Here is a 12636-nt window from a genome sequence, read left to right as displayed (position 1 = left end):
AGGGGCGGCCTTCGGTGTTTTCCGGGGTCCGTTCCTCTCGGGAGAGTCCTCTCAGGCGTCCTCTCAGGAGAAGGAAGACGGACCCATGCAGCTGCTCGACCTGCTCGACGATCCCCGCCCGTTCGCCCTGCTGCGCCGCCGCACGCCGGGCCATGACGAGAACACCGTCGAGGTCCTCCTCGGCCCGGTCCGCTCCTGCGACCACCTCGCCGACCTGCCCGACGAGGGCCTCGCGCTCGTGCCCTTCCGCCAGATCCGGGAGCGGGGCTTCGACGTCCGGGACGACGGCACGCCCCTGACGGTGCTGATCCCCCGGGAAACCCACGAGATCCCGATCGCCGAGGCACTGGACCAGCTCCCCGCCCACGACGTACACGTCCAGGGCGGCCGGTTCGACGTCGGCGACGAGGAGTACGCCGAGATCGTCGGGCGCGTGCTGCGGGAGGAGATCGGGCGCGGCGAGGGCGCGAACTTCGTGATCCGGCGGACGTACGAGGGGGACATCCCCGGGTTCGGCAGGGCCGACGCCCTCGCGCTGTTCCGGCGGCTGCTGGAGGGCGAGCGGGGCGCGTACTGGACGTTCGTCGTGCACACCGGGGAGCGGACCCTGGTCGGCGCGAGCCCCGAGGTGCACGTGCGGATGTCCGGCGGCACCGTCGTGATGAACCCGATCAGCGGGACGTACCGCTATCCCGCCGAGGGGCCGACCCCGGAGCATCTGCTGGACTTCCTCGCCGACGGCAAGGAGATCGAGGAGCTGTCGATGGTCGTCGACGAGGAGCTCAAGATGATGTGCACCGTCGGGGACATGGGCGGGGTGGTGATCGGGCCCCGGCTGAAGGAGATGGCCCATCTCGCGCACACCGAGTACGAGTTGCGGGGCAAGTCCTCGCTGGACGTGCGGGAGGTGCTGAAGGAGACCATGTTCGCGGCCACCGTGACCGGCTCCCCCGTGCAGAACGCCTGCCGGGTCATCGAGCGCCACGAGGTCGGCGGGCGCGGCTACTACGCGGGCGCCCTGGCGCTGCTCGGCCGGGACTCCGGCGGCGCGCAGACCCTCGACTCCCCCATCCTCATCCGCACCGCGGACATCGACGCGGACGGGCGGCTGCGGGTGCCGGTCGGCGCGACCCTCGTGCGGGGCTCGGACGCGGAGAGCGAGGTCGCGGAGACCCACGCCAAGGCGGCGGGAGTGCTGGCCGCCCTCGGCGTACGCCCGTCCCGGCCCCGCCATGACAGCGCGCGCCCCGGGCTGGCCGAAGACCCCCGCGTGCGTGCCGCGCTCGACGGACGCCGTGCGTTCCTCGCGCCGTTCTGGCTGCGGATGCAGGAGCGGGCCGCGGAGCTGACCGGGCACGCCCTGGTCGTCGACGGCGAGGACACCTTCACCGCGATGCTCGCGCACGTGCTGCGCTCCGGCGGGCTGGAGGTCACCGTCCGGCGCTACGACGAGCCGGGCCTCACGGAAGCCGTCCGCGCGCACGAGGGACCTCTCGTGCTCGGCCCGGGTCCCGGCGACCCGGCCGACACCGCTGATCCCAAGATGCGCCTGCTGCGGGCCCTGACCGCGGAGGTGCTCCGCGGCCACCGGCACGGGGTCCTCGGCGTCTGCCTCGGGCACGAGCTGATCGCGGCGGAGCTGGGGCTGGAGATCGTACGCAAGGAGATCCCGTACCAGGGGGCGCAGACGTCAGTCGATCTGTTCGGGCGGCCGGAGACCGTCGGCTTCTACAACAGCTTCGTGGCCCGCTGCGACGACGAGGCGGCCGGCGAACTGGCCGCGCACGGCGTCGAGATCAGCCGGAGCCCGTCGTACGAGGTCCACGCGCTGCGCGGGCCCGGTTTCGCCGGGGTGCAGTTCCACCCCGAGTCGGTGCTGACCCTGAACGGCGCCTCGATCGTGCGGGAGCTGGTCGGTCAGCTGCGCGGCACCAGCACGTTCTCCGAGCGGCGGCCCGCCGTGTAGTCCAGGACGTTCTGCACCGTGGCGTCGACGATCTGGCCGACGGCGTCCACGGTGTAGTACGCCTGGTGCGAGGTGACCAGGACGTTCGGGAAGGTGACCAGCCGGGCCAGGACGTCGTCCTCGATCGGCTGGAGGGACTTGTCGAGGAAGAACAGGCCCGCCTCCGCCTCGTACACATCGAGGCCGACGCCGGCGAAGCGGCCCTCGCGCAGTTCCGCGACGAGGGCCGCGGTGTCGATCAGGCCGCCGCGGCTGGAGTTCACCAGGATCGCGTCGTCCCGCATCGCCTTCAGGGCGGGTGCGTCGATCAGGTGCCGGGTCTCGGGCATCAGCGGCACATGCAGGCTGACCAGGTCGGACTCGGCGAGCAGCTGGTCCTTGGGGACGTAGCGCATGCCAAGTTCCGTGCAGGCCGGGTTCTCGGCGATGTCCCAGCCCAGCAGCCGCATGCCGAAGCCGTGCGCGATGCGGGCGAATGCCTCGCCGATCTTGCCGGTGCCGAGGACTCCGGCGGTACGGCCGTGCAGGTCGCGGCCCATCAGCCCGTCGAGCCGGAAGTCGAAGTCCCGGGTGCGGGTGGAGGCGCGCACGACACGGCGGTTGACGGCCATGGCGAGGGTCCAGGCGAACTCGGCCACCGAGTACGGCGAGTAGTACGACACCCGGGCGACCGTCATGCCGAGCCGTTCGGCGACGTCCAGGTCGATGTTGTTGAACCCGGTGGAGCGCTGGGCGACCATCCGCGTGCCGCCCGCCGCGAGGAGCTCCAGGACGCGCGCGCCGAGGTCGGCGTTGACGCTGGTGGAGATGGTCTCGTAGCCGGCCGCGATCGGAGCGGTGTCCTCGTTGAGGAAGACGTCCAGGCAGCGGACCTCGTGGTGGCCGGCGAAGGCGTGCTCGATCAGGGGCCTCTCGTCCGCCTGGACACCGAAGGCGAGAATCTCCACGTCAGGCTCCCGGCTCAGAGGGTCATGGGCCGAATATACGGCCCATGACCCCCGGCTGCCCGGTCAGCCGAAGAAGACCCCGACCTCCTCGTAGAGCTCCGGATCGACCGTCTTCAGCCTCGCCGTGGCGTCCGCGATCGGGACGCGGACGATGTCCGTGCCGCGCAGGGCGACCATCTTGCCGAAGTCGCCGTCGCGGACGGCCTCGATGGCGTGCAGCCCGAAGCGGGTGGCGAGCCAGCGGTCGAAGGCGCTGGGGGTGCCGCCGCGCTGGACGTGCCCGAGCACGGTCGTACGGGCCTCCTTGCCGGTGCGCCGCTCGATCTCCTTGGCCAGCCACTCGCCGACGCCGGAGAGCCGGACGTGCCCGAAGGAGTCCAACGACCCGTCCTTGAGGACCATGTCGCCGTCCTTCGGCATGGCGCCCTCGGCGACGACCACGATGGGGGCGTACGACGCCTTGAAGCGGGAGGTCACCCAGGCGCACACCTTCTCGATGTCGAAGCGCTGTTCGGGGATGAGGATGACGTTGGCGCCGCCCGCGAGGCCGGAGTGGATGGCGATCCACCCGGCGTGACGGCCCATCACCTCCACGACGAGGACGCGCATATGGGACTCGGCGGTGGTGTGCAGCCGGTCGATGGCCTCGGTGGCGATCCCGACGGCGGTGTCGAAGCCGAAGGTGTAGTCGGTGGCGGACAGGTCGTTGTCGATGGTCTTCGGGACGCCGACACAGGGCACGCCGTACTCGTCCGACAGCTGCGCGGCCACCCCGAGGGTGTCCTCGCCGCCGATCGTGATGAGCGCGTCGACCTCCTGCTTGGCCAGGTTCTCCTTGATCCGCCGGATCCCGTCCTCGTGCTTGAGCGGATTGGTGCGCGAGGAGCCGAGGATGGTGCCGCCGCGGGGCAGGATGCCGCGCACGGCGGGGATGTCGAGACGGACGGTGTCGCCGTCGAGCGGACCGCGCCAGCCGTCCCGGAAGCCGGTGAAGTCGTAGCCGTACTCCTGTACGCCCTTGCGGACGATGGCCCGGATGACGGCGTTGAGACCGGGGCAGTCGCCGCCTCCGGTCAGTACTCCGACCCGCATGGAAATGTCCCTTCGCCGCGGTTGCCTGGAAAGGCCACGCTAATAGTGATCCAGGTCACTCAGGGATGGGTCGGAGCCGCAATTCCGGTGAAACGTCAGGATGTTCGTTTACTCGTCGTCAAGTCCGCGCTCTATCGCGTACCGAACGAGTTCCACGCGATTGTGCAGTTGGAGCTTGCCGAGGGTGTTCTGGACGTGGTTCTGCACGGTGCGGTGGGAGATGACGAGCCGTTCGGCGATCTGCTTGTAGCTCAGGCCCTTGGCGACCAGCCGCAGCACCTCGGTCTCGCGGTCGGTGAGCTGCGGGGCACCCGGCCGGCCGGCGTCGCGGTCGGCGGGCGCGGGTTCGGAGGCCAGGCGCCGGTACTCGCCGAGGACCAGTCCGGCCAGGCCCGGGGTGAACACCGGGTCGCCGACGGCGGTACGGCGGACCGCGTCGACAAGTTCCTCCGTGGAGGCCGACTTCAGCAGATAACCGGTGGCGCCGGACTTCACGGCCTCCAGCACGTCGGCGTGCTCGCCGCTCGCGGACAGCACCAGCACGCGCAGGGCAGGGTTGTGGGCGACGAGTTCCTTGCAGACCTGGACGCCCGGCTTGGCGGGCAGGTTGAGGTCGAGGACGAGCACGTCGGGGCCCGCGGCCTTGGCACGGCGCACGGCCTGCTCGCCGTCGCCCGCGGTGGCCACCACCTCGAACCCGGACTCGCCGAGGTCCCGGGCGACGGCGTCGCGCCACATGGGGTGATCGTCGACCACCATGACCCTGATCGGTCCGCCCTGCTCGCTCATCGCATCCCCCGGGACATCTGCTTCGGTACCTTCAGTTCGACTTCCGTGCCCTGCCCGGGCACCGAGATCAGCTCCGCGCTGCCCCCGATGTCCCGCAGCCGCCCCCGGATCGACAGGGCGACCCCGAGCCGCCCCTCGCCCTCGGCCTGCGCGAGCCGCCCCTCGGGGATGCCGGGGCCGTCGTCCCGGACGGTCACGATCACCGCGTCCGGTTCGTCCTCGACCAGGATCCACGCGCGCGCGTGCTCACCGGCGTGCTCACGCACATTGTCCAGTGCGGCCCCGACGGCCGCGGCCAGCTCCCGCGCGGCGGCCGGCGCCAGCACCACGGGCGCCCCGGGCTCGGCGAGACTGGTCCGGGACCCGGCGTAGGGCGCGAGCAGCGCCCGCAGATCCAGCGGCCCGTCGTCGTGGGTCTCTTCCTCCACGGCCCTGACCAGCGCCCCCTGGGAGGCGTCCTCCGACACCCGCGAAACCGGGGTCAGACCGCCGGAGACCAGGGTCCGCAGCGCCACCTCCTGCTCGCCCGCCAGGCGCCCCAGCTCGGCCGCCTCGCCGCCGATGACGGCGCCGCGCCGCTGCACCATGGCGAGCACCTGCAGGACGCTGTCGTGGATGTCCCGGGCGAGCCGCTCGCGTTCCCGGGTCGCGGCCTCGATCTCCAGGGCGCGGGCGAGGGTGCGCTCGGAGGCGCGGGCGACCTCGACGACGTAGCCGATGGCGATGGAGGCGACCCAGACGAGGATCACCGCGTGCACGGTGTCGCGGGTCGGGGAGCCGCGGTGGACGAGGTTGGCGACGGCGACCAGCGTGGAGGCGAAGGCCGCCCAGCGCCAGCCGCCCTTGATGGCGAAGGCCAGCACGGAACCGGCCGTCCATATCGACGGCAGGGTCGGGCTGCCCGACTCGATGTGGGCGGCCGAGTCGGCGACCCGCGTGAGGAGGATGCCGACGAGCGCGAGGGTCAGGTCGGCGGCGAGGAAGGGCTTGGTGCAGGCGGCGGCGTTCGCCACCTTGGGCAGGGTCGCGAACGTCCACACCGTCAGTACGGCGAAGTAGGCGATGGCGGCCCAGGGGCGCGCGAACTCGTCGTAGGCGCTGATGAACAGGCCGATCGCGTACAGCAGGGTGAGGATCCGGTACCCCATGAGCGCACGCCACAGCGGCTGCTCGACCGACATCCTCAGGACCTTCTCGCGCCTGGCCAACTCCCCCACCCCCCGAACGGCACTGCCGTGTCTAGGACTCGGACTTCTCCTTGTCCGCCTGTTCCTTCGCGGCCTTGGCGAGAGCGGCCCGGGCCGCCTTCTCCGCTTCCTTCTCGGCCTTGGCCTCCTCCGCGAGCCGGCGCTTGGCGGCGGTGGCGTACATGTCGACGTACTCCTGGCCGGAGAGCTTCATGATCTCGTACATGACCTCGTCGGTCACCGCGCGCAGGACGAAGCGGTCGTGCTCCATGCCCTGGTAGCGGGTGAAGTCCAGGGGCCTGCCGATCCGGATGCCCGGCCGCATCAGCTTGGGCATCACCTTCCCCGGCGGCTGGATCTTCTCCGTGTCGATCATGGCGACCGGGATGACCGGTGCCCCGGTGGCGAGCGCCACGCGCGCGAGGCCGCCGGGCTTGCCCCGGTACAGCCGGCCGTCGGGCGAGCGCGTGCCCTCGGGGTAGATGCCGAACAACTCGCCGCGCTCCAGCACCTCGATACCGCTCTTGATGGCCGCCTCGCCCGCGCCGCGCGCGCCGGAGCGGTCCACGGGGAGCTGGCCGACGCCCTTGAAGAACGCGGCCGTCAGCCGGCCCTTGAGGCCCGGGGTGGTGAAGTACTCGGCCTTCGCGATGAAGGTGACCTTGCGGTCGAGGACCGCGGGCAGGAAGAACGAGTCGGAGAACGAGAGGTGGTTGCTCGCCAGGATGGCGGGGCCCTCGGCGGGGACGTTCTCCAGGCCTTCCACCCAGGGCCTGAAGGCGAGCTTCAGCGGCCCCCCGATGGATACCTTCATCGCGCCGTACAACAACCGAGTGCCTCCTGATGTCTGTCGATGAGACCTTAACCCGGAGCGCCGTCAAAGAGGCCGTCGGCCCTGGTCGGTGTCAGTGCGGTCGCGTACGGTGAAGTACCTGCAACCGACCTCATGAACAGGAGACCGAAGGTGCCGGTCCTTCCTGGAGCCGAGCCGTACCGCCATGAGGGCGGGGAGACGTCCGTTCTCCTCTGCCACGGCTTCACCGGTTCCCCGCAGTCGCTGCGCCCCTGGGCGGAGTATCTCGCCGAGCGCGGTCTGACCGTCTCGCTGCCGCTGCTGCCCGGGCACGGCACCCGCTGGGAGGACCTCCGGCTCACCGGCTGGCAGGACTGGTACGCGGAGGTGGACCGCGAGCTGCGCGCGCTGCGGGAGCGCTCCGCGCGGGTCTTCGTGGCCGGTCTGTCGATGGGCGGCGCCCTGGCGCTCAGGCTGGCCGCCAAGCACGGCGACGCGATCGACGGCGTGGTCGTGGTCAACCCCGCCAACAAGGTCCACGGCCTGGCCGCACACGCCCTCCCGGTGGTCCGGCACTTCGTGCCCACCACGAAGGGCATCGCCAGCGACATCGCCAAGGAGGGCAGCGAGGAGATCGGCTACACCCGGGTGCCGCTGCACGCGGCGCACTCGCTGCGGCAGTTCTTCCGGCTGGTCGACGGTGAGCTGCCGCAGGTCACCCAGCCGCTGCTGCTGCTGCGCAGCCCGCAGGACCATGTGGTGCCGCCGGCCGACTCGGCGCGCGTGCTGAGCCGGGTGTCGTCGACGGACGTGACGGAGGTCGTGCTGGAACAGAGCTACCACGTGGCGACGTTGGACCATGACGCGGACCGGATCTTCGAGGAGAGCCACGCGTTCATGACCCGGATCGCAACCGGTCTCGGCAAGGAAGGGACGGCCGTAGGTGGCTGAGCACGACTCCGACCGCGAGGATCGCGAGCCGGACGACCAGGGTGCCCGTTTCGACGAGGACGCCGCCTGGGCGGCCATCGTCGCCGGGTACGGCGACGAGCCGACGGACCCGCCGGGGTCCAAGCCGTTCAAGTCCGTCGAGGACCTGGCGCTGCTGGAGGTTGAGACCAACGACGACGAGACCGAGAAGGCCGACGGGGACACGCTGACCGAGCCGGTGCGGCCCCTGGGCGGCTCCGTCGCCTTCGCGCCCGGCGTCGGCCCCCGCGACTACACGGCGCCCGAGCCGACGGACGAGGACTTCGACGAGGACGACGAGGGCCACTTCGTGCCGCCGGAGCCGCCGGAGCTGCCCGCGGCGGACGCCACGGCGAAGTTCGCGTGGCTGGCGGTGCTCGGCGGGCCGATACTGCTGCTGCTCGCGGTGCTGCTGGGCTGGGAGATGACCTGGTGGCTCACCACGCTGGGCATCGGCGGCTTCCTGGGCGGCTTCGCCACGCTGGTGATGCGGATGCGGACGGGCGACGAGGACGACGACGATCCCGGGCGGGGCGCGGTCGTCTAGGCCGCGGGGATGCCGGGGATACCGGGGATGCGGAGGGCGGCCAGGACCGGAAGACGGTCCGCGGCCGCCCTCGGCTGTGCCGCTGGACGCCGGGGCAGGCCGCGGGCGGCACGGGCAGGTGAGGGGTCGCCCTCATGAGGGCAGCCCGACGCCGGGGCAGCACCCGGACACGCGCAGATGATGGCTCGCCCCCACGAGGGCAGCCCGAGGCCGGATCAGGCCCCAGGCACGCGCAGTGCCGCCAGCACCGGCAGGTGATCCGTCGCCGCCATGAGGTCGGCCTCGGAGACTCCGGGATGCCCCAGCGGGACCCCGCAGCTGAGCACCTCGATGCCCTTCGTCGCGAAGATCGCGTCGATGCGCTGATGCGGGTGGGCTGGGGTGGAGGTGTACTCGCCGCCCCAGGGGGCCACGGCCCAGCAGTCCTGGAGATCGTCGGCGAGGCGCCGGAAGGTGCGGCCGTGGGGGCGTTCGTTGAGGTCGCCGCCGACGATCGCGTGGCCCACGCCCAGCGCGGCCAGCCGGTCCAGGAGCATGCCGCCCTGGTCGTAGCGCTCGTCCTTCTGCAGGCTCAGGTGGCAGCTGAGGACGCCCACCCGGGCGGAGCCGAAGCGGACCACCGCGGTGGCGAAGCCGCGGCGGTGCAACCCCGGCGTGAGCGGGAGGAGGACGTCCTCGGTGCGCTCCACCCCGGCCCGCAGGCCGCAGAGGATCGCGGGGCCGGCCGCGGTGCCGCCGCCGGTGAGGACGACCAGGTCGGACGCCCGGGCCAGGCGGGCCAGTTTCTTGCGCCAGCGGAAGAAGCGGGGAGCCTCCTGCACCAGTACGAGATCCGGTACGCAGGCCCGGATCACCCTGGCCAGCGCGGCGGTGTCGTCCCGCATCGAGCGGATGTTGTAGCTCAGGACTCGGACGAGGGCCGAACCGTCAGACATGTGGATCAATCTACGCCCCCGACTCGGGGCGCGGGGCGTGTACGCCCCGCGCCCCGTCGGGGAGTCACATGACCGGGTCGGGTTCCCGCGCCAGGTCCGCCGCCCCCACCAGGCCCGCCTTGTTGCCCAGCTGGGCCGCGATCACGTCGGCCACCGGACGCCAGTTGCCGCCCACCAGCCAGCGCTTGTAGGACTTGCGGATCGGGTCCAGGACCAGCTCGCCCTCGTCGGAGAGACCGCCGCCGACGATGAACGCCGACGGGTCGAACAGGGAGGCCAGGTCGGCGAGGCCCGCGCCGGCCCAGCGGGCCAGCTCGCGGTAGGAGTCGACGGCGACCGGGTCGCCCTGCCGGGCGGCGACGGAGATGTGCTTGCCCTCGATGCCGTCGGGGTGGCCGTTGCCCAGGGCGAGCAGCGTCTCGGCGCGCTCGGGGGTGGCGTTGGCGCGCTGCTTGGCGTACCGGACGAGGGCGCGCCCGGAGGCGTACTGCTCCCAGCAGCCCTGCGAGCCGCAGCCGCACAGCAGCCCGTCCGGGACCATGCGGATGTGGCCGAACTCGGCGGCGACGCCGAAGTGGCCGCGGCGCAGCTTGTTGCCGATGATGATGCCGCCGCCGAGGCCGGTGCCGAGCGTGATGCAGATGACGTTGCGGTGGCCCTTGCCGGCGCCGAACTTGTACTCGCCCCAGGCCGCGGCGTTGGCGTCGTTCTCCACGACGACCGGAAGGCCCACGCGGGCCTCGACCTTCTCCTTCAGCGGCTCCTGGCGCCAGTCGATGTTCGGCGCGAAGTAGACCGTCGAGCGCTGCCGGTTGACGTAGCCGGCGGCGCCGATGCCCACGCCGACGATCTCGTGCCCGGCGCGCGCGCCTTCCACTGCGGAGGCGATGGCGTCCACGATGCCCTCGGGCGTGCCCGGGGTCGGCACCGTATGGGTCGAGAGGATGTTGCCTTCCTCGTCGACCACCCCGGCCGCGATCTTCGTGCCGCCGATGTCGACGCCGATGGTGAGTCCCATGAATCCCTCAGTTTCGGTCGAGCCCCGCTACGGCCAACCGTACCCGAGGCCCTGCCCCGCGATTCCTGTCGTCCGCACTGAGGACAGGAGCACGAGCCCGGTTCAAGGGCGTCTGCAGCCGCGGCCCCCTCAGTCGAGGTCGATGCGCTCGCCGGGGCCGGACTCGTCGCCGCGGTCCCGGCGCTTGTCCGGGTCACGCCTGTCCGGGTCGCGCTCGTCGCCGGTGGTCCAGCGGCGTTCCTGGGCCTGGACGGCGGAGCGGTAGGCGGCGAGGAGTTCGTTTCCGGCCGCCGCGAGGTGGTCGAAGACGTCCGGGTTGCGTTCGATGACGGGCTCGACGGCGGCCTTCGCCTGCTCCACGACCTGCTTGACCACCTGCTGGGCGGCGGGTCCGGCGACCGCGCCCAGCAGCGGGGACTGCAGCGACGTCAGCTTGTCGCCGACCGCGTCGACGAGCTTGCGCAGTTCCTCGGCGGCCGAGCCGGGGGGCGGGCCGTACTGGGTGCGACGGCGGGACTGCTCCGCGGCGAGGTCCTCGGCGCACGCCGTCGCCCACGCGTCGGGATCGGACGCCCGTGTCTCGTCGAGCGCCTCCTGTCCCGCGGCGTCGGACGGCGGAAGCTCTTCGCTCATGGCGGACTCCTGACTACGGTTCCCTACGACGTTACCCGAACGGCCGTACCGCCTTCACCGGGTCCCGGGCCACAATCGCGGGTCCGGCGCGAACCGGATCCGCAGCACGCCGTCGCGCAGCGCGGCCCCGTCGACGGAGCACCGGCGCAGGGCGGACGGCAGGGGGACGATACGGCGGAAGGGGCCCGCGGTGACGACGAGTTCGTCCCCGCGCCGGACGAGGTCGAGGTCGTCGCGCAGGGCGCCGGGCAGCGGGAGGCTCCACACCAGCACCCCATCGTCGGCGAGGTGGTCGGTGACGGGCCACTCGACGGTGAAGGACACCGGGTTGACGGCGTTGGGGACGGCCAGCGCGGCGAGGTCGTCGGCGCCGCGCGGATCGTGCCCGAGGTGGGGCACGGCGTGCACGTCGTACGTCTCCTGCCACTCCTCCAGGACCTTGCGCTGCTGCACGACGAGGGCGGCGGGCCACTCCTCGGAGGCGACCCGGTTGGCGATCAGGACGTCGGGGCGCAGTCCGCGCAGGGCGAGGGCGAGGACGGCGGCCCGCACGGCGTCGGCGCCGGCCGGGCCGGGCTCGGCGACCAGGCGTACGGCGGTGCGCCGGTCGGCGACGACGGCTTCGACGGCGGCGAGTTCGACGTCCCAGCGGGCGGCCGTCTCGTAGAGCCACTCGGCGGGCATGGGGACGCCGGCGAGCCGGCCGAGCACGGGCCGCAGGGCGCGGGCAGCCTGCCGCTCGGAGGGCAGCAGCCGGCGCAGGTAGCGGCGCAGTTCCTCGGGGAGGGCGAGCAGGGCGAGGGCGTGCGGGGTGGCCGGGAGGTCCACGACGAGCAGGTCGTGCTGCTCGGACAGGGCCGCGTCGCGCAGGGCGCGCAGCAGGGTGAGTTCCTCGGCGCCGGGAAGAGGGGTGACCTCCTCCGGGTCGAGCCGGGAGGCACCGAGGAGGTCGAGGGCGGTGGTGGCACGCTCCTGGAAGGCGGTGAGGTCGTCCCGGAACCCGGCGGCGGCATCGGGCCGCCAGGCGGTGAGCCGCTCGCCGGCCGCCACCGGCTCGGAGCCGGTGGGTGTGCCGAGCACGGCGCCGAGGGTGTCGTCGCGGTCGGCGCTCAGCACGAGGACCCGATCACCGGCGCGGGCGGCGGCGAGTGCGGTGGCGGCCGCGACAGTCGTACGACCGCTGCCGCCCGGGCCCGTGATCAAGAGGGTGCGCATGAGGGTGAACGGTAACCGAGGCCCACCCGGGTCCCTTACTGCGAACCCGACTCCACGCGCTTCTTCAGCCCGGCCAGCGCCCGGTCGATGATGACCTTCTCCGCCTTGCGCTTGATCATCCCGAGCATCGGGATCTTGACGTCCACGGTCAGCAGGTAGGTGACCTCGGTCGCGCCGGACCCCGTCGGCTTCAGGAGGTAGGAGCCGTCCAGCGAGCGCAGCATCTGGGACTTCACCAGCGTCCAGGAGACCTCGTGCGCACCGGTCCAGGTGTACGCCAGCACCTGGTCGTCCTTGATCGCCCCCGCGTCCATCACCAGGCGTACCTGCTCGGCGCGGCCCTGGCCGTCCGTGGCGAGGACCTCCGCCTCCTTCACCTCGCCGGTCCAGTCCGGGTAGCGGGCGAAGTCGGCGATCACCCCCATGACGTCGGCCGGTGCCGCCTCGATCGTGATGCTCGAGCTGGTGTGTTCCGCCATCGCTGTGGCTCCTCCAGATGCGGGCCGGCGTGTCGTCCTCGTGCGCACGAGTGTGCAGCGTGAAGG

13 protein-coding genes are annotated in these 12636 nt (G+C 72.2%); 3 read left to right on the top strand and 10 right to left on the bottom strand.

All coding sequences use genetic code 11. From position 1 onward, the window contains the following. The first annotated feature begins 85 nt into the window (after window positions 1-85). A complete protein-coding gene (locus ACFYW5_RS20865; protein WP_389418522.1) occupies window positions 86-1966 on the top strand; it encodes an anthranilate synthase family protein in 1881 nt (626 codons plus the stop codon). Here ACFYW5_RS20865 and ACFYW5_RS20860 read toward each other — a convergent pair. The 5 genes from ACFYW5_RS20860 to ACFYW5_RS20840 all read right to left on the bottom strand — a co-directional run bounded on the left by ACFYW5_RS20860 (window position 1918) and on the right by ACFYW5_RS20840 (window position 6795). After that, the gene (locus ACFYW5_RS20860; protein ID WP_389418521.1) at window positions 1918-2913 is read right to left on the bottom strand and encodes a 2-hydroxyacid dehydrogenase; all 996 of its coding nucleotides are present in this window, start codon (window positions 2911-2913) and stop codon (window positions 1918-1920) included. The two genes, ACFYW5_RS20865 and ACFYW5_RS20860, sit on opposite strands and share 49 nt — an antisense overlap. Window positions 2914-2976: 63 nt before the next feature. Then, on the bottom strand, window positions 2977-4005 hold the full coding sequence (locus tag ACFYW5_RS20855) for a 6-phosphofructokinase (RefSeq protein ID WP_389418520.1): 1029 nt from the start codon (window positions 4003-4005) through the stop codon (window positions 2977-2979). A gap of 108 nt (window positions 4006-4113) precedes the next feature. Continuing rightward, entirely contained in the window at window positions 4114-4794 is a 681-nt protein-coding gene (locus ACFYW5_RS20850; protein WP_389418519.1) for a response regulator, read from the bottom strand. After that, window positions 4791-6002, bottom strand: coding sequence for a MacS family sensor histidine kinase (gene macS / locus ACFYW5_RS20845; protein WP_389418518.1), 1212 nt, complete (start codon window positions 6000-6002; stop codon window positions 4791-4793). Before macS ends, ACFYW5_RS20850 begins: the two co-directional genes overlap by 4 nt. A 31-nt stretch (window positions 6003-6033) precedes the next feature. Beyond that, window positions 6034-6795, bottom strand: coding sequence for a lysophospholipid acyltransferase family protein (locus ACFYW5_RS20840; RefSeq protein ID WP_389418517.1), 762 nt, complete (start codon window positions 6793-6795; stop codon window positions 6034-6036). Between the two features lie 150 nt (window positions 6796-6945). Here ACFYW5_RS20840 and ACFYW5_RS20835 point away from each other — a divergent pair, with 150 nt between their 5' ends. Together ACFYW5_RS20835 and ACFYW5_RS20830 are read left to right on the top strand one after the other, a co-directional pair. Further along, complete coding sequence (locus ACFYW5_RS20835) at window positions 6946-7725, top strand: alpha/beta hydrolase (protein WP_389418516.1); 780 nt, start codon at window positions 6946-6948, stop codon at window positions 7723-7725. Continuing rightward, the gene (locus ACFYW5_RS20830) at window positions 7718-8290 is read left to right on the top strand and encodes a hypothetical protein (protein ID WP_389418515.1); all 573 of its coding nucleotides are present in this window, start codon (window positions 7718-7720) and stop codon (window positions 8288-8290) included. The genes ACFYW5_RS20835 and ACFYW5_RS20830 overlap by 8 nt, the downstream gene beginning before the upstream one ends. A gap of 215 nt (window positions 8291-8505) precedes the next feature. On the opposite strand, the gene ACFYW5_RS20825 is transcribed toward ACFYW5_RS20830, so the two are convergent. The 5 genes from ACFYW5_RS20825 to ACFYW5_RS20805 form a co-directional block, all read right to left on the bottom strand. After that, window positions 8506-9225: an endonuclease/exonuclease/phosphatase family protein gene (locus ACFYW5_RS20825; protein WP_389418514.1), complete on the bottom strand. Its 720-nt coding sequence runs from the start codon at window positions 9223-9225 to the stop codon at window positions 8506-8508. 64 nt (window positions 9226-9289) lie between these two features. Further along, complete coding sequence (locus ACFYW5_RS20820; RefSeq protein WP_383372611.1) at window positions 9290-10243, bottom strand: ROK family glucokinase; 954 nt, start codon at window positions 10241-10243, stop codon at window positions 9290-9292. Between the two features lie 129 nt (window positions 10244-10372). Beyond that, window positions 10373-10876 carry a DUF5304 domain-containing protein gene (locus ACFYW5_RS20815; protein WP_389418513.1) on the bottom strand — a complete coding sequence of 168 codons (504 nt, stop codon included), beginning with the start codon at window positions 10874-10876 and terminating at the stop codon, window positions 10373-10375. Between the two features lie 54 nt (window positions 10877-10930). Continuing rightward, window positions 10931-12091, bottom strand: a complete 1161-nt coding sequence (locus ACFYW5_RS20810) for an ArsA family ATPase (RefSeq protein WP_389418512.1) — start codon at window positions 12089-12091, stop codon at window positions 10931-10933. Window positions 12092-12126: 35 nt separating this feature from the next. Next, window positions 12127-12570 carry an SRPBCC family protein gene (locus ACFYW5_RS20805; protein ID WP_389418510.1) on the bottom strand — a complete coding sequence of 148 codons (444 nt, stop codon included), beginning with the start codon at window positions 12568-12570 and terminating at the stop codon, window positions 12127-12129. Window positions 12571-12636 lie beyond the last annotated feature (66 nt).

This window comes from Streptomyces sp. NPDC002779 (assembly GCF_042888685.1).
Classification (GTDB): Bacteria; Actinomycetota; Actinomycetes; order Streptomycetales; family Streptomycetaceae; genus Streptomyces.
Note: the sequence above shows the minus strand (reverse complement) of the source record. Positions and strands in the feature narration are given on the sequence as shown.